Genomic DNA, 20,917 nt, shown 5'->3' with positions numbered 1-20,917 from the left:
TATGATTAGTCAACGCGTCTCAGCTGGGACCGTTGCCCACATATCGGACGAACTCCTCAGAATAGCGGCGGGTGATCATCGCCTGCTCGCTGGACGAGACGTCCTCCATCAGCTTGGGGAACCAGGTTCCCTCCTCGGAATAGATGTGATGGGCGACCGCGCCGCGGATATGCTCGAGCTTGTCGAGATAATCCTGGCTCATCGGGTCCAGCCGTTCCAGCAGACCCATCTCCATCTTGGCGGCGGATTGTTCCTGATAGGCAAGCTCGGCATGGCCGACCTGCTTGTCCGCGGCCAGCGCGGGATAGATCGCCGCTTCCTCCGCGATGGAATGGCCCGTGAGGAGCAGCGCCAGCCGCTCCTGCGCATCGCGACGCGTCTCGGCCGTGGCTGCGGCCTTCACCGCAGCGAACAGAGCCTCGATCTGCCGATGATGATCGAGAATATGCGCAAGCCAGCTGCCGCGCGTCGCAAGCTCCTCGGCCTTGGCCCGGGCCTCGGCCCGCGCCTCCTCGCTTTCGGGCGGGGTGACAGCGGCGATGACCTTATCGATGATGGACATGATTAATCTCCTTTTCGAAGGAACTCAGGCAACGGCATCGAGATCGACGAGCGGCTCGCGTGCCCAGAACCGCAGCGGCGCCAGCGCCGCGACGAATGCCGTCGCATCGGATTTGCTCTTGAGGGCGAAGCAGCCTTCATCGAGGTCGGGCATCAGACCGGCCTTGGTCAGCAGCGGCTCTGCTTCCTTGCTCAGGCCCATGAACTTGCAGTGGGCAAAAGCGTCCGTCACGAAGTCCTTCGCCGTGGCATCGAGCGCGAGCAACTGCCCGCCCTCGGCCGAGGCGACGACCGCGACGGCATCGAACAGGACCGAAGGCCCGCCATCCACCTTGTAGTGGGCGCCAAGGATCTTACCGTCCGACAAGGTGACCCCGCCGATCTTGGGGGCAATGAACTCGATCATCGCACCGGCTTCATCGACCGCATTGATGATCGCCTGGACGAGCGTCGCATCGGCGCCATCGGTCACCAGCAGGCCGAGCTTTCGGCCGGCAAAGCTCTGCGGCCCACGCTTGATGATGCTCAGCGCATCGGACGGCGCCAGATCCGTCCGCGGCTGCACCGCTGCGGTCGCCGCCTGCGGCATGGGAAGCCCCAGCCCGTCTGCGACGGTTGCCGCGAGGTCCGCATCGATGTTCAGCAGATGCGAAACCATGCGGGAGCGGATGTCCGGCCGCTCAACGCGGGAGAGCTCGAACACCAGCGCATCGCCGATATGCTTTTGCTCGATCAACGTCTGGCTCGCATAGAACTGCGTGGCCTGGCTATAATGATCGGCAAAGCTTTCCGGGCGAATGCGCAGCTTGTCGCCATCGGCCGGCTCCGCATAGCTCTTGAAGCCGCGCTGCGGATCCTCGCGCGGACCGCCGATTTCCGCGCCCCAGCTATTGGGCTCGTAATTGGCGCGACCAACGGGATTGCGCATCGCCATATGCCCATCCTGCTGGAAATGCGCGAACGGGCAGCGCGGGGCGTTGATCGGCAGATGCGTGAAATTGGGCGAGCCGAGGCGCTTGAGCTGCGTATCCAGATAGGAGAAATTGCGCCCCTGCAGCAGCGGATCGTTGCTGAAGTCGATGCCCGGCACGACATTCTGGGTGCAGAAGGCGACCTGCTCGGTCTCGGCGAAGAAATTATCGACCAGGCGATCGAGCACCAGACGACCCACGACACGGATCGGCACCAGTTCCTCGGGAATGATCTTGGTGGCATCGAGCACATCAAAATCGAAGCTGTCGGCGAATTCCTGATCGAAGAGCTGGAGACCCAGTTCCCATTCGGGAAAATCGCCGGCTTCAATGGCGGCCCAGAGGTCCCGCCGGTGGAAGTCGGGGTCGGCGCCGTTGATCTTGACCGCTTCGTTCCAGGCCACCGACTGAAGGCCCAGCTTGGGCTTCCAGTGGAACTTGACGAACGTCGACTTTCCTTCTGCATCGACCAGCCGGAAGGTATGGACGCCAAACCCTTCCATGAAGCGGAAGGAGCGCGGGATCGTCCGGTCGGACATGATCCACATGACCATGTGCATCGATTCCGGCGTCAGGCTGATGAAGTCCCAGAAGTTGTCATGCGCCGTCTGGGCCTGCGGAAAGGCGCGATCCGGCTCGGGCTTGGCGGCATGGATCAGGTCGGGAAACTTCATCGCGTCCTGGATGAAGAAGACCGGGATATTGTTGCCAACGAGGTCCCAATTGCCCTCCTTGGTGTAGAGCTTCACCGCAAAGCCGCGCACATCGCGCGCGAGATCGAACGAGCCCTTGGACCCGGCCACGGTCGAGAAGCGAACGAAGGCCTCGGTCCGCTCGCCTACCCGCTGGAAGAGATCGGCACGGGTGATGTCGGACAGGCTGTCTGTCAGCTCGAAAAAGCCATGGGCGCCATAACCGCGCGCATGAACCACGCGCTCCGGGATACGCTCATGATCGAAGTGGAACATTTTCTCGCGAAAATGGAAGTCTTCCAGCAGCGCGGGGCCGCGCGCGCCCTGCTTGAGGCTGTTCTGGTCATCGGAAACGGGAACGCCCTGCGCGGTCGTCAGCGTCGCGACATCACCGCCAGCGGTCTGCCGCGTCTCGCCACCCTCGCCCATCGGTCCTTCAAAAACAGGCATGTCCTCAAAGGCGGCATCTGCAGAAGGGCTGTTTGCCGATGACCGCTGCTGATCGGATTTCATCGGCGCACGGCCTTTCGCCGCACGCGTTGCCTGTTTCGCCATCGCGGTTCCTTGTCATTGCTGGGATGTGAACGAGTTCGTCTCGTGCTTCACCAACACGCCGTCCGGATGACAGTTGCCTGTTAAGGCTAGGAATTAACATTGATCATAGTGAAAGCCGATCGGGGCTGGATCGCCAGCGCGGCTTATCCGTTAGCCACTCGATGTTGATGGATCGCCTCCTTGCAAACCGCCGCGGCGTTGCCCTGACGCCGGAAGAACGAGCCGCGCTCGAAGACACGATTCTCGAGGTTCGCACCTTCGAGCCCCGCACGACGATTATCGAAGCGGGTCAGATTGTGGATGTCAGCAGCTTCCTGGTCGAAGGGATCATGTCGCGCTATATCGATGATCGCAAAGGCTTGCGGCAACTCGTCGCCATCCATGTGCCGGGCGAATTCGTCGATCTCCATGCCTACCCCATGCGTGAGCTGGACCATGCCATCGGCACGCTCACGACCGCGAGCATCGCTATTGTCCCGCACAAGGCGCTGAAGGAAATTCTCGATCCCCGGCCCGATCTGGCGCGCAAGCTGTGGTTCTCGACGCTCATCGATGCCGCGCTGCATCGCGCCTGGTTGTTCCGCGTCGGCCGGCTCGACGCGGTGGGGCGTGTCGCCCATTTCCTGTGCGAGATGAATGCCCGCCTGTATGCGGTGGGATTATCGGACGGCCATCGCTTCGTGCTGACCCTGACGCAGGGCGACATTGCCGAGATTTGCGGCCTGACCACCGTTCACACCAATCGGGTGCTCCGCCAATTAAGAGAAGCCGGACTGTGCGAGAGGCACGCCTCACTGGTCCAGATCAACGATTATGCCGGTCTGGCCCGCCGGGGCAATTTTTCATCAGATTATCTGTATCTCGCCCCCTGCGCAGATATCCAGCAAGGAGGACCAGCATGACTGTCCACTCCCCAATCGAGCCCTATGCCGAACCCGGCGTCGCCACGGCCGAGGAGGATCATGTCATCCTCGAGGGTCCGGGCGGGATCGCTGTAACCATGACGGCGGACGCAGCCGTTGCCACGGGCGAAAGTCTGATCGAAGCCGGCGAGGAAGCGCAAAGGCACCAGAAGACCAAATAACTGCGCGATCTCAGATGCCACGCAAGCTTGGACTGGGACGGCCACCGGCCGCGCCGAGCGCCGGTCGACTCCTCGCGGAGACCCCGGCGCCGGGAACGATGTCGACCGGATGGAAGTTTCTCTCCAGCGATAAGGACAACAGGTCGAGAGATGATGTTTCCGCAGGAGAAACCCTCAGAAGCTTATGCCGAGACCCTATCCCCGGCACTACCCGATGACATCATTGCGGCAGCCATGGCCGTGCTCGAAACCGCCAGTCAGGCGGAGATTGGGATCGCCACTGCAGAAAGTTGCACCGGGGGGCTGCTCGCATCGCTGCTGACCGATATCGAGGGGACCAGTAATGCCTTTGACCGGGGCTTCGTCGTCTACAGCAAGGATGCCAAATGCGATCTGCTCGGGCTCAGCCATAAGTTTGTCGAGGATTACAGCGCGGTGAGCGAACCCGTCGCGCGCGCGATGGCTGAAGGGGCCTTGCGCCGATCCAAAGCGCGACTGGCGATTGCGATCACCGGCTTTGCCGGCCCCGGTGCCTCCGACGATGAGCCGGGGCTGGTCCATTTCGCCTGCGCCGCGCATGGGGCGGATACGCGCCACAGCGTCCATCACTTCGGCGACATCGGGCGCGGCGCGACCAGGATCGAATGCCTGCGCGTTGCGCTTGCCATGTTGAGCGAGATGTTCGCCGAGGTGGTCGCCGATCCTCAGCAGGTCGCGTGAGGCCACCCATGGCGACACCGGCACCCGATGGCATCACGCAGGAGCATGAGAGCAACAGCCGGCGGGCCAATCCCTGGCCGCTGGTCCTGCTCACAGTGATCTTGGGCGCCGGTCTGACCGGCCTGTTTGCGGGGCAGGCCCCTGTCGTGCGCAAAAGCTCGAACGACCGCATCACCCTCCTCGTGCAAACGCCGGAAACGCTGCGCAACGGCATGGTTTTCGAGACCATCGTCGAGGTGACGCCGCGCAAACCGATCGGCGATCTGGTGATTGCCGTGTCGGATGACCTCTGGCGGGAGATGACGATCAACACGATGATCCCGGCCGCAAGCGAAGAACGTTACAAAGACGGCTCTCGTCAGTTCTCCTTCGGCGAGGCAAAGCCCGGCGAGACCTTCCGCTTCAAGATCGACGGGCAGATCAACCCGCCGCTGTTCGCCGGCACGCGCGGCAAGATCGCCGCCCTCGACGGGGACCGCGAACTCGCTGCCCTGCCCGTCCACATCAAGGTCTTGCCCTGATGGATATCATCCTGCGCGCCAGCGTGATGTTCTTCATCATGTACATGCTGCTCCGGCTGCTGGGCAAACGCGAACTCAGTCAGGTCACGCCGTTCGAACTGGTGCTGCTAGTGGTGATGGGCGATCTCGTCCAGCAGGGCATCACCCACAACGATCTCAGCATGACCGGCGCCGCGCTCGCCATTGGCACCATTGCCTTCTGGGCGCTGGCGCTGAGCTGGATCACCTATCTTTCCCCACGCGCCGAACGGCTGCTGGAAGGCGTACCGCGCGTGCTGATCAAGGATGGGGAACTGATTACCCCCAACATGCGCCGTGATCGCGTAACCCGGGCCGAGGTTGAAATCGAGATGCGGCTGGCTGGTATCGCCAACATATCCGAGGTCGCTTGGGCCATTCTCGAACCCAATGGCAAAATGAGCTTCATCGCGAAGAAGGAGGACGGGCCGGCCAAGCAGGAAGATGATGACAAGGCCGTTTGACCGGCTCCGCTGACCGCGCGGCCGATCTTTCCGGCTGAGCGAACGCGGCAGGGTTGCCCACGGGCCGGTGTCATTGTATCAGCAGGCCTGCTGATCAGACGAACTAATGTATTGGTTCAATCATGCGCATTCGCGACCACGCCGGTCTCACCCTATGAGGCCACACAACGAGACCCTAACTCGTCCCACAGCCCTGCTGCTGCAGCCCGGCGACTTGGCGCTCCCTGCCCGGCCCGAATGGCGCTCGTTCGCGCAGAGTTGGCATGACCTGCCCCGCGACATGTGGATGGCCGATGGCGGAACCTACCGCCGCCGCCGCTACGCTGCCTTTGAGATCGATGGCGACGCCTGCGCGCGCCTGCCGCATCGCGCCCATTATCAGGATCGCGATCACAATCGCTTGAATGGCGGCGTCGAACGCTGGTTTGCCCCCATGGCGGACGAACAGGCCGAGAGCGCGTTGTTGCAAGATCTGATGCGGGATACTGCGGCGCGCATTTCGCAGGCCAGCGGTTGCGAAGAGCACCCATGGATGGTCGAGGCCCATCAGTTTCGCATTGAGGCCCTGCCCGACCTCCCCGGCCTACCGACCCCTGAGGGGATGCATCAGGATGGACGCGACTGGGTGTTAATCCTGCTGGTCGGCGGCAGCAATTATTCCGGCGGCGAGACCCGCGTCGAAACTGTTTCGGGCGCGTGCCTGCTCGAACACCGGCTCGCGCACGCCGGCGAGGCGCTGCTCCTCGATGATGGAGAGGTGCGCCACGGAACCACGCCGATCCAGTCGGAAGCCGGGGATCTGCCGGCCTGGCGGGATACGCTGGTCCTGACCTTTGCGAACGCCGCGCGGCGCTGAGCGGCCGGCGTGGATCGCTTCTTCATCGTCACCGGCGGCCCCGGATCGGGCAAGACCACACTGCTCGATGCGCTGGCCCGGCACGGTATCGCGACCATGGCCGAGGCCGGGCGCGCGATCATCCAGCAACAGATGGCCGCAGGCGGCAGCGCCCTGCCCTGGGCCGACCGGGAGGCGTTTGCGGAGAAGATGCTGGCCTTCGACGTGACGTCCTATGAGACCGCAAAGGGACAATCCGGCCCGATTCTCTTCGACCGGGGCATCCCGGACGTGATCGGCTATCGCGCCCTGTGCGGCCTTCCCATTCCCGACAATTTGCACCGAACCGCCAGCGCGCACCGCTACAATAACGACGTCTTCATCGCCCCGCCCTGGGCGGAGATTTATGCGCAGGATGCCGAGCGCAAACAGGACTGGTCAGAAGCCGTGGCGACCCATGAGGTCATGGCCCGGGTTTATTCCGACCTTGGATATAATCTCGTGCCGCTACCGCTTACGACTCCGGACGAGCGCGGGGATTTCGTGCTGCGCAGGATCAGCGCCAACGCGTCAGCCTGACGACGATCGCCCATTACACCAGCCCCCGCGCGGCGCTGTCGCCGGCCGGCGTCAGCATTTCCACCACCTCATGAAGCGCCTGCTCGAGACGATCCCGTGACGGGATCGCGCCGAGGCACAGCCGCACGCCCGAGGGCGCACAGGGATCGACGGCCGGCGCATCGGGCGGGGTGAGCGCAATGCCGGCACGCAGGGCGCGGGCGCTCAGGCGCTCGGCATCGAGCATCGGCATCGGCATCCACACATGCAGGCTGCGCGCCGCGCCCGGCACGGCCATGGCCTTGCCCAGAATGTCGCGGGCAAGCTGTGTCCGCATCTCCGTCTCTGCGACCAGCTCGTCGGCGATGCGATCGGCCGTGCCATCCTGCTCCCACTGGCTGAACACCAGACCGCCCAAGGACGGCGGCGTATAACCAAAGGCGCGGACACCGAGCAGCAATCGGTCGCGAACCCCGGCATCCGCCGGCGGCAGCAGAAAGCCGAGGCGAAGGCCGGGCGCGACGGCCTTGGACACGGCGGCCACCATCAGCGTGCGCTCGGGCGCCAGATCGGCGAAACTCTCCGGGGCGTCCCGATCCGCGAAGACACGATAGGCATCGTCCTCGACGATCATCAGATCCCGCGCGCGCGCCACCTCGATGATCTCTGCGCGTCGCGCGGCATCGAGCGTGATGGTGGTAGGGTTCTGCAGGGTCGGGATCAACACCACCACCCGCGCACCGGTCTCGCGGGCGGCGCGGGCCAGTGCCTCAGGTTCGAGTCCGCGTTGATCCATGGCGACACCGCGCAGGCGATAACCAGCGTGATCGGCCAGCGTCCGGATGCCGGGATAGGTAGCCGCCTCGCACAAGATCGTATCGCCGGGCCGCGCCAGCGCTGCGAAGGCCAGCGCAAGGCCGTGTTGGCCGCCATTGCACTGGATCACGCGATCCCGCGTGGCGAGCTGAACGCCATGGCGACGGCGGAGCCAGGAGGCTCCGGCCTCCCGGATGGATTCTAGCCCCTCGGGCGGGGCATAATTGACGGCTGTCGCCAGATCCGCGCGCTGTCGCACACGGCTCAACCCTTCACCGATCCAGCGCTCGGCAGGCGCGAGCGGCGGAATGTTGCGCGCCATGTCCAATGGCCCGCCCGCCTCGGCCGGCGATTGCGGCCGCGCTCGGTCCGCGACGAAGGAACCGCGCCCGACATGGCTGGAGATAAAGCCCCGCCGTTCCGCCTCGACATAAGCGCGGCTGACCGTCCCGACACTCAGCGCCAGGCGATGGGCAAGGTCGCGCTGCGGCGGAAGGCGATCCCCCGGGACGAGCCGCCCCTCGCGCACATCGCGCTCCAGCGCTGCCACCAGACGCTCATACATCGGCGCGTCGTCGCCCGACACCTCCGGCCGCCAGTCCTTCATCCATCATCCTCGCTCGATTGAACCGGTGCAATATCACATTTGACACATGGATCAATCGCGATCATTTCCGGAAGCGGGAGATCATCATGGATACCAGCCTGCTCGCGCCTTTGGCGCTTTATAGTTTCGTCTGCACGGCCACGCCTGGCCCCAATAACATCATGCTCGCCTCATCCGGGCTGGTGTTCGGATTCCAGCGGACACTGCCCCATATCTTCGGCATCAATTTCGGTTGTGCGGCGATGCTGGCCTTGAGCGGGCTGGGCCTTGGCGCGATCTTCGAAGCCTGGCCGATCCTGCGCTGGGTGCTGCGCATCGGGGGCGCAGCCTATCTGGCCTGGCTTGCGGTGAAACTCTGGCAGTCCGAAGGCATGGCCCGGCGTGAAGGCGCGCATCCGATGACCTTCTGGCAGGCGGCGGCCTTCCAGTTCATCAATCCCAAGGCATGGGCCATCACCGTGCCGGCCATTGCCACCTTTACCGTGCCGGACCGTCCGCTGGGTCTGCAGCTTGCGGTGATCGTCGCGGCTTTCTCGCTGATCGGCCTGCCCTCCATCGCGGGCTGGGCGGCCATGGGCGCCGGCGCGCGCGAATTGCTCGAAAGTCGCAAGGCCATGACCATGTTCGTGCGGACCATGGCCATCATGACGGCGCTCACCGCTCTGCTGTTTCTGATCTAGGGAGATAGGCGCATGACACGCGACGAAATGATGCGCTTTGCGACCCAGTGGATCGCCAACTGGAACGCGCGCGATCTGGAGGCCGTGCTGGCGCACTTCGCCGAGGACGCGCGCTTCATCAGTCCCTTGGCCAAGGAGATTGCCGGCTCGCCCATTATCGAGGGCAAGGCCGCGTTGCGCGCTTATTGGTCCGATGCGCTTGCGGTCACCACGGACATGCACTTCACCCTCCTCGCGGCGGTGTGCGACATCGAGGCACAGGTGCTGGACGTCCATTATCTCGCGCAACGCAATGGCCGATCCCGGCGCGCGCTGGAGACGATGCGGTTCGTGGATGGCAAGCAGGTGGAAGGCGAGGCCTTTTTCGGCATCGATCTCACAGCCTGATAGCAGGCGCGGTTGCCAAAGCCCGCGCGAGCGTCTAGCAGGCTCCGTACATCAAGAGTTGGGGCGACGCCCAACGCCAACCTGCCAATCCGGGCAAGGTGGCACTCCGCAAGGAGGATGTGGCCGAACGGCAATTATGCGGATCAAGCCACTCAGCGTCGACCCGGACAAGGACCGACGCACCGTGCCGATCAAGATACCAGACCACCTTCCCGCCCGCCGTACCCTGGAAGCGGAAGGCGTCCTCGTCATGGACGAAGGCACCGCAACGCGGCAGGACATCCGGCCATTGCGGATCGGCCTGCTGAACCTGATGCCGGACAAGATCAGCACCGAGACGCAGATCGCCCGGCTGCTCGGCGCCACGCCGCTCCAGATCGAGCTGACGCTGGTGCGGATTACGGATCACGCCACCCGCAACACCTCCGCCGATCATATGGCCGCCTTCTATCGGCCTTGGAGCGCGGTACGCCATGAGCGGTTCGATGGCTTCATCATCACCGGAGCGCCGGTGGAGCGGCTCGATTATGAGGATGTGCGCTACTGGCCGGAGCTGACCCACATCTTCGACTGGACGCAGACGCATGTCCACCGCAGCTTGACAATCTGCTGGGCGGCGCAGGCGGCGCTTTATCACTTCCATCGCCTACGCAAGCGCACCTTGGAGCAGAAGGCGTTCGGGATCTTCCCGCATCGCAATCGCCTGCCGACCTCGCCATATCTGCGGGGCATGTCCGACGTGTTCGACGTGCCGGTGTCGCGCTGGACCGAGGTGCCGCGGATGGAGCTGGAGACGGCGCCGCATCTGCAGGTCCTGGCCGATGCGCCCGGAACAGGCGCGGGTCTGGTTTATGACGAGCCCCGACACATGCTGCACATGTTCAACCATCTGGAATATGATACGGAGACGCTCGCGCGGGAATATGCCCGCGATGGCGGGGCCTGTTTGCCTGTCGACTATTTCCCGCAGAATGACCCAGCGCGTCCGCCGCTGAACAGCTGGCGGAGCCACGCCCATCTGCTGTTCGCCAACTGGATCAACGAGGCCTATCAAACCACCGCGTTCGACCTTGCGCATGTCGGGCGGGAGCCACTGCCGGTGTCGTGAAGGACATCACCGGTTCCGCGCACGCCGTAGCCTCCAGTTGGCGATGTGCGCCCCCGCGAGCAGCAGGCTGCCCGAGACCGTGATCGCCGTTTCCAGAATCTCCCGGCTGGCGAACAGGATGCCGACCGCCATCAGCGCCAGGCCGACCGCGCCGATCGCCAAGGGCACGGGCGCCCGGTGCCTGCGCCAACCGCTCACCAGCGCGAAGGCGCTGGTCGGCACCGCGAGCGCGAGGACGATCGCGTGGAAGCTCTCGCCCGGATCGATCTGATCGGCGAAGGCCGGGAGGGCTGCCAGCAGCAGCGGCAGTCCCAGACAGTGGATCATGCAGGCGACGGAGGCGCAGACGGCAAAGCCGTCCAGCCAGTCGTTTCTGCTCCGGGTTTGCGTGAGGGGAGATGCGGCGGCTACATGATTCAATTTCATGCCACCATTATGATATGGTATATCATGTCTTTCAAGGCATGGAGCATTTAATTGGTCGGAACGCTACCTCTGAAGCAGCCCGCTATTCAAACGCTACGCGCCGCCAATCAGGGCGCGGCAGCCTGAACAACGCGCAGCCGCCTACCCTCTCAGTTCCGCTAGCATTTAGGTGCGCGAGCGCGCCCGCAACATGGAAAACTCCACGTCGCGGGCGTTCGCATTCACGCCTTGGGGATGACCGGCACCAGCAGGTGGCTGTCATACTGACCACCGGTGTGGATGATATGCGTGCCGGCGTTGCGCAGTTCTTCGTGGCGCGCGAAGGGCAGCATCGGCAGGCCCTCGCGATAGATATCCATGCCCTTCACGACGACGCGCAATTGCTCGCCCGCCCGGAACAGCGTGGAGGACGGCCAGATCTCGATATCGACCGGCACCGGAACGCCCGGCTCCAGCGGCTCCTCAACGAGATGGCTGTGGACCGGTTGGAACGGCGTCGAGCGTGCTTCATCCAGCGCGCGATGGCTGGCGCGCAGCCAACCCAATGCTACCGGACCATTTTCGAAAAAGGCGTAGAAGGTCATGCCCACCGCATTGCCATCGGCATCGAGCTTCTGCAGCGCGACGAACAGATCCATGTCGTCCGCGCCCTGCGCTTCCACCCACAGGCGCAACTTCATATAGCCGGTCAGCTCGGTATCCGTGTCGAAGCGGATATCGAAGCGGGCCTCGCCGGCTTCGTCGAGCGGATCATAGGAGGCGCTGGCTGCATTGCCCACGGGCTCGCCCTGCATCGTGCCGGTCGCGGCATCGAGATAGAGCGGCGTGTAGACCGTGCGTGCCAGCGGCCATTCCTGCTCGCCGCGCATGGTCCATGTCTGCGCGCTTTCGCGGACTTCGAGCAGCACCTTGGGCCAGTCGGCAAGGCCGCTCTCGACGCCCTTGAGATAGCGATCGAAGAAGACGCGGGCCAGCTCCTTGCTCTCGGGCATATAATAATGTGCCCATTTCTTGCGGCCATGGCCAATCAGCCATTTGTCCGGCGAGGAGAACTGGCGGAAGGCCTCGAAGGTGCCACGGGTATGCAGTGCCTGATCCGCCCAACTGCCCACGACCAGCGCCGGAATGTCGATGGCCGACAGGTCGACTTCCTTGCTCGCCCAATAGGCATCGTACAACGGATGCGCCTGCACATTGGCGTTGGTATCCTCGTAGCGCTGATGGCCAAAGCGCAGATTGCTGCTGCCGCGCGGCAGGAAGCCCGTCTCGCGAATGCCGCCATGATAGGCGAATTCGCGATACCAGTCCGAGAAGCCTTCCCACGGATTGATGGCGGCCAAATGCGGCGGCTTGAGCTGACCGACGAGATACTGGATCGCCGCGAGATAGGAGACGCCGGTCATGCCGACCTTGCCATTGCTCCAATCCTGCACGCCGAGCCATTCGATAAGGTCATAGCAATCCTCGCCCTCGCCGAGGCCGTTGTGGCGCACCTCGCCCTCGGACTGCCACATGCCGCGCGAGTCCGCATTGCACACGGCATAGCCATGCGCACACCAAAAGGCCGGATCGGGCGCCTCGAAGGCGGTGAAGCGGGACATCCAACCAGCCTCCACGCCCGAATGGGGCGGGAAGAGCTTATCGGACAGGCCATGCTTGCCATAAGGGCTCCACCCCAGAAGCACGGGCAGCGGGCCAGCGGCGGCATCGGCGGGACGATAAAGATCGACATAGATGTGAACGCCGTCGCGCAGCGTCACCTGGATATTGCGGTCGATGAGGAGGCCGTCCTCTTCCCATTGCTCATGGGCAATCGGCGGCAGCGGCGGCTTGCCCGGTGCTGTCGTGGGATCAATGCTGTCCTGCATGATCAGCGTGAAGCCGGCCGTATCGCTCATCGACAATCCTCTCGTCTGGAAATTAAAAATGCCCGGCGGTCAGTTCGACCGCCGGGCACATCATTAACGGATCAGAACTTGAACCGGGCACCGATGCGGTAGGAACGGCCAACCACGTCATACAGCACGTTGTTGGTCGGACCGAAGCTGGACGGTGCGTCCACCGGCGGATCCTTGTCGAACAGATTGTTGATCGCGCCGAATATCTCCATCTTTTGGTCGCCACGGTTCCAGACCGCGACGCTGCCGTTCAGGTTCACATAGGTCCACGGCGCGATGTAGTTGTCGTTGACGCTGTTATCGAGGTTCGGGTCATAGCCATATTGGCCGGGCCCGATCAGCGAGTTGTTGTAGGTGCCGCTGGAGATGTGACGGACCTGCACCTGCAGCGTGGCAGGCTCCGCATTGAACGTCACATAGCCGTTGATGATGTAGCGCGGCATGCCCGAGGGCTGCGAAACCGGCGAGCCGTTCATGCCGGCACGATCGACCGTACCGCTGGCGGAGTTGGTGATCAGGTCGTCGATGATCGTCGCCATGCCGCGCAGCGAGATGCTGCCCCCGAACAGGTTGACCGGCAGCGTGTAAGCGGCCTCGATGTCCCAACCGCGCGTGATCAAGCTACCCAGGTTCACGTTCGTGTTCACGATCGACTGGATATCACCGAAACGGCGCCCCGGAGCGACCGGACCGCGGGTGATGAGGCTGCAATATTCCTGGATGCCATCGCGCTCGCAACCATCGACGATGACCTGCGCACCTAGCTGCGACACAGCCTTATCAAGCTTGATGTCGAAGTAATCGACCGAGAAGCGCAGGCGACCGGCACTGCCCAGATCGGGCTGCAGGACGACGCCGACCGTGAAGGTATCGGCTTCTTCCGGCACCAGCGTGGAATCGCCGCCGAGCAGCACGGAGGTGAGCACCTGACCGCCTTCACTCGGGCGAACGTTCTGGAAGCTGGTCTGCAGCGGCCCGAAAAGCTCGAAGAGGTTGGGCGCACGAATGTCACGCGAGCGCGTCGCGCGCACACGCAGCCAGTCCAGCGGCGAAGCCTCGACACCGACCTTCCAGGTCATGACGTCGCCGCTAGTCGAGTAGTCCGTGTAACGCAGAGCGCCGTTCAGATAGACGCCCGGCGCGACGGGAACGTCGAGTTCGCCGAAGGCCTCGAAGACATCGACCTTGCCGTCGATCGGCGCGCCCGGGCCCGTGTAGAACTGCAGCGCCCGCGAGATCGCATCGGCATTACCCCGCGCGATATCCTGGCGCAGCTCGACACCCGTTGCGGCCTTGATCGGACCGGCCCAGCCCTGGAACAGCGTGCCGTTCATCGATGCGGCAACGACGTTCTGGGTGATCCGCGTGTCCTGCTCCACCGTGCCATGCGTCCACGCCTTGGCGGCGGCCGAGAAGTTGTTCTCACCGAACGGGTTCAGCGGAACGCAGCCAGCAGCCGCCGGGTTGCCCTGCAGGGTTGCGCGGCACACGATGTTGCCGTTGGCAGGACCGCCGTTGAATTCGCCCTGATCGACGGCGTCGATGGCAAACTGCAGGCGCGGCGTGATCGAGGTGTTGTAGCCGCGCTGCCAGTAGTCGGTGCGGCCGAACTGGTAATAAGCATCGAATTTCCAGTCGCCCCACATTTCAGCATTGATACCCACGACCGCGCGGTAGGTGTCGCGCTTCACGGTCGAACGCTGCGGCCCGAGGTCGTTCCACACGCGACCCATGTTGAAGGACGGCAGGCCGACGCTCGCCATGGTGGCTGCGACCGAATCCGGCAGGAAGGCGTTGTCGGCGCGGATCACCAGCGAACCCAGGTCGCGACGCTGCGCCCCGATGGTGGAGCCATTGACGCGGCTGTAGGAGCCCTCGGCGAACAACTCGACGCCGTCAGCCACTTCGAACTTCAGATGGGTGAAGCCATTGAGGCGCTCGACGGGCGCGGCGATCGGGAAGTTTTCGTAGAAAGCCTGACGCGCATCGCCACCACCGCTCTGGAAGATTGGCACGCCGTAATAGGTGCCATAATCATGCGGCACGAGCGTTCCGTCCGGGCGGAATTCCATGCCGCGCAGACCCGACGCATTGAAGGCTGCCGCGTTCGCAGCCGGCCCGGAGACGATGAGACCATTATAGGACGCCGTCGCCGTGCGCGTGTTCGGCAGGATCAGCGTGGCGGGCAGCCCCGCGCCGACGCGGCCGAGGCTCCGATTGGCGGGGTTAACGAGCGGATTGGCGACTGTGTTGTAAGCCAGCGAGCACCAGTCGCGCGAATAGCAGCCATCGGTGCCCTTATTATCGGAATACTCGACGCCCGCGATGATGTGGCCGCGACCACCGGCGAAGCTCATGCCGCCGGCGAGCGCGAACTGATATTCCTTGCCATCGCCTGCATCGTTGATGCCGTACTGCGCCGAGCCCTTGAGGCCGGTCAGGTTGGTGTCGAGAATGACGTTGACGACGCCGGCGACGGCATCCGAGCCGTAAGCGGCCGAGGCACCGCCGGTCACCACATCGACGCGCTCGACCAGCGAGGTCGGGATGATGTTAAGGTCAACCGCGCCGGCATTGGCGAAGGAGCTGCCCTGCACGGTCGAAGCCACCACGCGGCGGCCATTGATGAGCACGAGCGTGCGGTTGGCGCCGAGGCCGCGCAAGTCGGCGGTGGAGGCGCCGATGTTGTTGGCGAAGATCGCGTTGGTGCTCGGCGTCGCCTGCGGACGGAAGGACGGCAGCTCGTTCAGCACCTGCGCGACGTTGACGGCAGCCTGGCGCGCGATCTGCTCACCGCCAACCACGGAGACGGGCGTGGGCTGATCGAAGCCGGTGCGGGCGATGCGCGAGCCGGTGACGATGATCGCCTCGCCAGCCTCATCATCCTGCGGCTGCGCGGCGTCCTGGGCGAAAGCGGGCGTGGCGACAAAAGCCATGCCGAGCGCGAGAGCGCTCAGGCTGGCACCGGCACCGGCCCTCAAAACGCGCGAACGGGTAATGAATGGGGACATGGACAATCTCCTCTCCTGATCAGGCACTAGGCACAAGCTTTGCCGAACGACGCGCGCGCAAAGACAATGCCCGCCCCCGTTCGACATGCTGGAAAAACAACGATGACGGACTATCAAGGGAGAATTGATCCCTCAACACCTTTAGCGCGAGTTAACTGCCTCATTGGCGAGGTGTGACATATCCGTCACAAAACCGGGGCTTTGCGTTGAAAAAGTCCACTCGAATAGGGGTTTTTGAACACCAGAACCCCCAGCGAGATCAGGGAGCGAGGGGAATCGTCTCCGCCTCGGCGAGGATCAGGAGAAAGTCCTCCCGGACGTCGGTCCAAACCTGTTGGGGGGTCCAGCCACCGGCTGAAAGCAGGGCGCAGGCAGATTGTTCGGTATATTTGTGGCTGTTCTCTGTATGGATGGTTTCCCCATCGCGCATGAAGAACAAGCGGTCCTCGACCTGAAACGCGACGTCCCGCTGCGCCTCAAGATGCATTTCGATCCTGCTCGCCGCAGGATTCCATCGGGCGACATGGCGGAAATCGTCTGCGGGAATGTCCGCGCCCAGCTCCCGATTGATCCGGTGCAGGAGATTGAGGTTGAATTGCGCAGTCACGCCTTGCACGTCGTCATAAGCCGCGATCAGGCGATCGATTGGCTTCACCTGGTCGATGCCGATGAGCAGCCATGAGCCATGGCCGAGCGTGTCGCGCATCGAGCGCAGAAGGTCCGTCGCGGCGAACGGCGCGAGATTGCCGATGGTGGAGCCCGGAAAGAAGCCGAGCATCGCTCTGCCCCGCAGCGCCGAAGGCAGCGCGACCGTTTTGGTGAAGTCGGCTTCGACCGGATAGATCGGCAGGTCCGGCAGCAATTGCGCGAGATCGGCGTTGGACTGGAGAAGAAATTCCCCGGAAATATCGATCGGCACATAAGCCGAAGGATTGACCTGCCGCAGCAGATGGGGGGTCTTGAGCGAACTGCCGGAGCCGAACTCCACAACGACCCGCCCCTCCCCGATCAGGCCTGCGACATCACCGCAATGGGCCTTGAGCAAGCCGACTTCCGTGCGGGTCGGGTAATATTCGGGCAGCCGCGTGATATCCTCGAACAGTTCCGAGCCGACAAGATCGTAAAACCAGCGCGCCGGGATGGCCTTTTGCCGCTGCGACAGGCCCGACAGGACGTCCTCGCAAAATGCACTGGTGCCTTCATCCGGTGCGGAGCGGTCCAGCAGATCGAGTTTGGGCATCGTCGCCATGGTTAGCAGTCCTTTGCGAGCCGCAGTCCGGTGAACTGCCAGCGCTGATGAGGGTGAAAGAAATTCCGGTACGAGGCGCGCATATGGCCGCGCGGCGTAGCGCAACTCCCGCCCTTCAGCACGAACTGGCTGCTCATGAACTTGCCATTATATTCGCCGACCGCGCCCTCGGCGGTACGAAAGCCGGGAAAAGGTCGATAGGCCGAACCGGTCCATTCCCAGACATTGCCGAACAGCGAGAGAAGGCCTGGCCCGTCTTCCGGGCATAGCGGCGCGACCGGTCCCGGCCCGTCAAGCTGGATGCCGCCGTGAGGATCGGCACCCTGTGCCGCCGCTTCCAGTTCCTGCTCGGTGGGCAGGCGCGCGCCCGACCAGCTCGCAAAGGCATCGGCCTCGTAGAAGCTGATATGCGTGACAGGATCGGCATCATCCACGGCCTGCCAGCCCGAAAGACTGAACTGCTCCCAGGCGCCATCCGACTCCTGCCAGTAAAGCGGGTGGCCGATCCCTTCCCGATTGCACCAATCCCATCCGTCTGACAGCCACAGGGATGCCGTGCGATAGCCGCCATCCTCGATGAACGCGCGCCACTCACCATTGCTGATCGGTCGATTGGCGAGCGCGTGGGGCGCGAGATAATGGGGATGACGCGGCTGCTCATTATCGAAGGCGAAGGCTACATCGCCATCTGCGTGGCCAATGTCGGCAAGGCCGTTGGGCCGCTCGATCCAGCGCACGGCCGGGGTCTCGCTATGTCCTCGCGGTTGTGCAGGCCACAGGGCGACATCGAGCGGGTTGCACGAAAACAGATGCTTGAGATCGGTCAGCATCAGTTCCTGATGCTGCTGCTCATGATGGAGGCCGAGGGTGAGCAAGTCCGGGCACGCCTCCGCGAGCCGAGGCATCGCGTTCAGGACCGCCTCATCGACCCGCGCACGATAATCGCCGACCTCCGCGAGCGTGGGGCGCGTGAGCAGGCCTCGATGCGGGCGCGGGTGTCGCGGCCCCTCCGCTTCGTAATAGCTGTTGAAGAGATAGGCCCAGCGCTCGTCATGCGCGACATAGCCCGGCACATGGTCGCGCAGCAGGAAGGTTTCGAAAAACCAGGTCGTATGAGCGAGGTGCCACTTGGCGGGCGACGCATCGGGCATCGACTGCACCGTCGCGTCGGCGTCGCTCAGCGGCGCCGCCAGATCGACAGAAAGCGAGCGGACGGATTGGAAGCGGTCAGCCAGGTCTGCAGAACATGCCTCGGCGACCTGCGCGCGGCTCGCCATCTCAGGGATTCATGTCCGCGATCGGCTTCCCGTCCTGCTCCTCTTCGAACAGCAGGGCCGCTGCTCCAGTTGCGGACAAGCGCACCTTGTCCCCTTCCACCTCTGCGACGAGGCCGCCGGACAGATAATGGTGATGCTTGCCATGCGAACCGCTGTCCGCGCGCGTCATCTTGATGCGGTCGCCCTCGACATGGTCGACTGTCCCGATATGAGCGCCATCCGCGCCGATGATGGACATATGCTCTTTGACGTTGCTGAGATCGGCCACAATTGCCTCCACGCTTGATCGGGAACCCGATAGCCTAACGCGCAAGGCCGATATTGGATGCAGCCCGATCCGAGCGAATCTTCGGCTCAGACGTAGCGCAACCCGGCGTCCATGATCCGCTGGCGCAGATCGAACACGTCGAGACTGAACTCTCCGGCTGCAAGGCGCGTGCGCTTCCCAGCCTCGTTCGCCTCACGGGCCCGCGATGCTTCCAGCACCTTGGCGGCGTTGGCGCGGGGGACGACGCACACGCCGTCATCATCAGCGACAATCACATCCCCGGGATTGACCAGCGCGTTGGCGCAGACCACCGGGATGTTCACGCTGCCCAGCGTGTTCTTGACCGTGCCCTGCGCATAAATGGCCTTGGACCAGACCGGGAAGTTCATCTCGGTGAGGTCGCGCACATCGCGCACGCCGGCATCGATGATCAGGCCGCGACAGCCGCGCGCCTGCGCCGAGGTGGCCAGCAGATCGCCGAAATAGCCGTCTTCGCACGGGCTGGTCGGCGCCAGCAGCAGGATGTCGCCCGCTTTCAACTGCTCAATGGCGACATGCACCATCCAATTGTCGCCCGGAGGCGCGCTGATCGTCACTGCACTGCCGGCAATCCGCGCGCCGGCATAAATCGGCCGCATGTAGCTCGCCAGCAAACCCGTGCGCCCCTGCGCCTCATGAACCGTCGCAACACCGCACGCCGCCAAACCGTCAATCACCTCAGGATCAGCACGCTCGATATTCTGTACGACCACACCCATGATTGCTCTTGCCCTCTCAGCTTGCGATGATTGTCTTGGTCTCCAGAAACTCTTCCAGTCCCCAGACACCATATTGCCGGCCATTGCCGGACCTTCTGTATCCCCCGAACGGCGCCGCCGCCGTCCATTGCGGAAAGTTGATTGACACATAGCCTGCCCGCACGCGGGCAGCGACGGCCCGCGCCGATGCGGGATCGGCCGACTGCACATAGGCGGCGAGGCCGAAGTCGGTGGCATTGGCGATTTCCACCGCCTCGTCAACATTCCGATAGGTGAGGATGCACAGGACCGGGCCGAAGACCTCCTGCGTGGCGATGGCGGCATCCGGCGCGACCGGACCGAAGATCGTCGGCCTCGCATAATAGCCGGTCGGCAGATTGTCGGGTCGTCCGAGACCGCCGGTCAATAGCGGCTGCCCGCCATCGATCGCCTGCCGGATCAGGCCCTGCACCCGATCGAACTGCGCCGCGTTCATCAGTGGGCCGAAGCTCGTCGCGGGATCATCAGGCGGCCCCACCACAAGGCCCTGCGCTGCGGCCACGGCAAGCGCGGCAACATCCTCGAAGCGGTCGGCCGGGACGATCAGCCGGGTCGGCGCGGCGCAGACTTGCCCTGCCACCATCATGCATGCCACCACGCTGCGCGGGACGACCGCCGCAAAATCAGCTTCCGGCAGCAGGATATTGGCGCCCTTCCCGCCCAGTTCCTGATGCACGCGCTTGATGGTCGGTGCCGCCGCTGCCGCGACCGCCGCGCCGCCCGCCACCGATCCGGTGATCGAGATCATGTCTACATCCGGGTGTGCGGCGAGGCGCTGCCCGCAATCCGCGCCGCGACCATTGACGAGATTGAACAGGCCGGGCGGCAGGTCCGCCTGTGCCATCGCCTCCGCGAGCAGGCCGCCGCACAATGGCGCATGTTCGCTCGGCTTGACAATCACCGTGCATCCCGCAGCGATCGCCGGCACGGCCTTGCACAGCATCTGATTGACCGGGGCATTCCAGCTGGTGATCGCCACCACCACGCCAATCGGCTCCCGCACGATCTCGAACCCGCCGGGCATCTTCTGGGCGAACGGATAGCGCGCGAGGATCTCGGCCATGCTGTCGAAATGCGCTCGGCACATCATGCTCTGTCCCTGCGCGACCATGCGCGTCAGGCCGATCTCCCGCATGAGATGATCCTCCAGCGCGGGTGCCAGCGTCTCGAAGGCGGCGCGCATCCGGGCGAGCACGTCCAGCCTTTCCGCGATGCTGCTCTGCGACCATGAGGTGAACGCCTGCCGGGCAGCAGCGACGGCGCGATCTGCGTCGATCGCATCGCCGAGGACCGCGCGCCCGAGCAACGTTCCATCCGCCGGAGACCGAACCTCGACGATGTCCCGGCCGTGCGGGTTGACCCAAGCGCCGCCGATGAAGAGACGATCCTGATACAGCGGAGCATTCAAAGTCGT

The 20,917-nt window shown here is 63.9% G+C and carries 21 protein-coding genes and 1 riboswitch; of the genes, 10 read left to right on the top strand and 11 right to left on the bottom strand.

What is annotated here, in order from left to right; translation table 11 throughout:
* Positions 1-19: 19 nt before the first annotated feature.
* Both M2332_RS01890 and M2332_RS01885 read right to left on the bottom strand, forming a co-directional pair.
* Positions 20-562 (bottom strand): hemerythrin domain-containing protein, encoded by a 543-nt coding sequence (locus M2332_RS01890; protein ID WP_264572739.1) that lies wholly within the window; start codon positions 560-562, stop codon positions 20-22.
* A gap of 24 nt (positions 563-586) precedes the next feature.
* On the bottom strand, positions 587-2,674 hold the full coding sequence (locus M2332_RS01885; RefSeq protein WP_413715932.1) for a catalase: 2,088 nt from the start codon (positions 2,672-2,674) through the stop codon (positions 587-589).
* 266 nt (positions 2,675-2,940) lie between these two features.
* Between M2332_RS01885 and M2332_RS01880 the strand changes: the two genes are divergently transcribed.
* From M2332_RS01880 to M2332_RS01850, 7 genes are all read left to right on the top strand, one after another.
* Positions 2,941-3,681, top strand: a complete 741-nt coding sequence (locus tag M2332_RS01880; protein WP_264572738.1) for a Crp/Fnr family transcriptional regulator — start codon at positions 2,941-2,943, stop codon at positions 3,679-3,681.
* Positions 3,678-3,863, top strand: coding sequence for a hypothetical protein (locus M2332_RS01875; protein WP_181559564.1), 186 nt, complete (start codon positions 3,678-3,680; stop codon positions 3,861-3,863). The genes M2332_RS01880 and M2332_RS01875 overlap by 4 nt, the downstream gene beginning before the upstream one ends.
* Positions 3,864-4,013: 150 nt before the next feature.
* Positions 4,014-4,583 carry a CinA family protein gene (locus tag M2332_RS01870; RefSeq protein ID WP_264572737.1) on the top strand — a complete coding sequence of 190 codons (570 nt, stop codon included), beginning with the start codon at positions 4,014-4,016 and terminating at the stop codon, positions 4,581-4,583.
* A gap of 8 nt (positions 4,584-4,591) precedes the next feature.
* Positions 4,592-5,104 carry a hypothetical protein gene (locus M2332_RS01865; RefSeq protein ID WP_264572736.1) on the top strand — a complete coding sequence of 171 codons (513 nt, stop codon included), beginning with the start codon at positions 4,592-4,594 and terminating at the stop codon, positions 5,102-5,104.
* Entirely contained in the window at positions 5,104-5,586 is a 483-nt protein-coding gene (locus M2332_RS01860; protein WP_264572735.1) for a DUF421 domain-containing protein, read from the top strand. Before M2332_RS01865 ends, M2332_RS01860 begins: the two co-directional genes overlap by 1 nt.
* A 154-nt stretch (positions 5,587-5,740) precedes the next feature.
* Positions 5,741-6,442, top strand: coding sequence for a 2OG-Fe dioxygenase family protein (locus M2332_RS01855; protein ID WP_264572734.1), 702 nt, complete (start codon positions 5,741-5,743; stop codon positions 6,440-6,442).
* A 9-nt stretch (positions 6,443-6,451) separates the two neighbouring features.
* Positions 6,452-7,000: an AAA family ATPase gene (locus tag M2332_RS01850; protein ID WP_264572733.1), complete on the top strand. Its 549-nt coding sequence runs from the start codon at positions 6,452-6,454 to the stop codon at positions 6,998-7,000.
* Positions 7,001-7,013: 13 nt separating this feature from the next.
* Here M2332_RS01850 and M2332_RS01845 read toward each other — a convergent pair whose 3' ends face one another.
* Positions 7,014-8,402, bottom strand: a complete 1,389-nt coding sequence (locus M2332_RS01845) for a PLP-dependent aminotransferase family protein (RefSeq protein WP_264572732.1) — start codon at positions 8,400-8,402, stop codon at positions 7,014-7,016.
* A gap of 86 nt (positions 8,403-8,488) precedes the next feature.
* Between M2332_RS01845 and M2332_RS01840 the strand changes: the two genes are divergently transcribed.
* The 3 genes from M2332_RS01840 to M2332_RS01830 all read left to right on the top strand — a co-directional run bounded on the left by M2332_RS01840 (position 8,489) and on the right by M2332_RS01830 (position 10,577).
* Complete coding sequence (locus M2332_RS01840) at positions 8,489-9,082, top strand: LysE family translocator (RefSeq protein WP_264572731.1); 594 nt, start codon at positions 8,489-8,491, stop codon at positions 9,080-9,082.
* A 12-nt stretch (positions 9,083-9,094) separates the two neighbouring features.
* Complete coding sequence (locus M2332_RS01835; RefSeq protein ID WP_264572730.1) at positions 9,095-9,469, top strand: nuclear transport factor 2 family protein; 375 nt, start codon at positions 9,095-9,097, stop codon at positions 9,467-9,469.
* Between the two features lie 43 nt (positions 9,470-9,512).
* A riboswitch (SAM-I-IV-variant riboswitch) is annotated at positions 9,513-9,617 on the top strand.
* 36 nt (positions 9,618-9,653) lie between these two features.
* The gene (locus tag M2332_RS01830) at positions 9,654-10,577 is read left to right on the top strand and encodes a homoserine O-succinyltransferase (protein ID WP_264574870.1); all 924 of its coding nucleotides are present in this window, start codon (positions 9,654-9,656) and stop codon (positions 10,575-10,577) included.
* A gap of 6 nt (positions 10,578-10,583) precedes the next feature.
* On the opposite strand, the gene M2332_RS01825 is transcribed toward M2332_RS01830, so the two are convergent.
* The 8 genes from M2332_RS01825 to M2332_RS01790 all read right to left on the bottom strand — a co-directional run bounded on the left by M2332_RS01825 (position 10,584) and on the right by M2332_RS01790 (position 20,911).
* Complete coding sequence (locus M2332_RS01825; protein WP_264572729.1) at positions 10,584-11,003, bottom strand: MerC domain-containing protein; 420 nt, start codon at positions 11,001-11,003, stop codon at positions 10,584-10,586.
* Between the two features lie 221 nt (positions 11,004-11,224).
* The gene (locus tag M2332_RS01820; RefSeq protein WP_264572728.1) at positions 11,225-12,901 is read right to left on the bottom strand and encodes a CocE/NonD family hydrolase; all 1,677 of its coding nucleotides are present in this window, start codon (positions 12,899-12,901) and stop codon (positions 11,225-11,227) included.
* A 71-nt stretch (positions 12,902-12,972) separates the two neighbouring features.
* Positions 12,973-15,912: a TonB-dependent receptor plug domain-containing protein gene (locus M2332_RS01815; RefSeq protein WP_264572727.1), complete on the bottom strand. Its 2,940-nt coding sequence runs from the start codon at positions 15,910-15,912 to the stop codon at positions 12,973-12,975.
* Positions 15,913-16,171: 259 nt separating this feature from the next.
* Positions 16,172-17,161 (bottom strand): L-histidine N(alpha)-methyltransferase, encoded by a 990-nt coding sequence (gene egtD / locus M2332_RS01810; protein ID WP_264572726.1) that lies wholly within the window; start codon positions 17,159-17,161, stop codon positions 16,172-16,174.
* Between the two features lie 2 nt (positions 17,162-17,163).
* Positions 17,164-18,438, bottom strand: a complete 1,275-nt coding sequence (gene egtB / locus M2332_RS01805; RefSeq protein WP_264572725.1) for an ergothioneine biosynthesis protein EgtB — start codon at positions 18,436-18,438, stop codon at positions 17,164-17,166.
* 1 nt (position 18,439) lies between these two features.
* Positions 18,440-18,706 carry a DUF2171 domain-containing protein gene (locus M2332_RS01800; RefSeq protein WP_264572724.1) on the bottom strand — a complete coding sequence of 89 codons (267 nt, stop codon included), beginning with the start codon at positions 18,704-18,706 and terminating at the stop codon, positions 18,440-18,442.
* An 86-nt stretch (positions 18,707-18,792) separates the two neighbouring features.
* Positions 18,793-19,467 (bottom strand): 4-carboxy-4-hydroxy-2-oxoadipate aldolase/oxaloacetate decarboxylase, encoded by a 675-nt coding sequence (gene ligK / locus M2332_RS01795; protein ID WP_319801493.1) that lies wholly within the window; start codon positions 19,465-19,467, stop codon positions 18,793-18,795.
* Between the two features lie 13 nt (positions 19,468-19,480).
* Positions 19,481-20,911 carry an aldehyde dehydrogenase family protein gene (locus tag M2332_RS01790; protein ID WP_264572722.1) on the bottom strand — a complete coding sequence of 477 codons (1,431 nt, stop codon included), beginning with the start codon at positions 20,909-20,911 and terminating at the stop codon, positions 19,481-19,483.
* Positions 20,912-20,917 lie beyond the last annotated feature (6 nt).

This window comes from Sphingobium sp. B11D3A, assembly GCF_025961695.1.
GTDB lineage: Bacteria > Pseudomonadota > Alphaproteobacteria > Sphingomonadales > Sphingomonadaceae > Sphingobium.
This window is presented reverse-complemented; position numbering and strand designations above follow the sequence as displayed.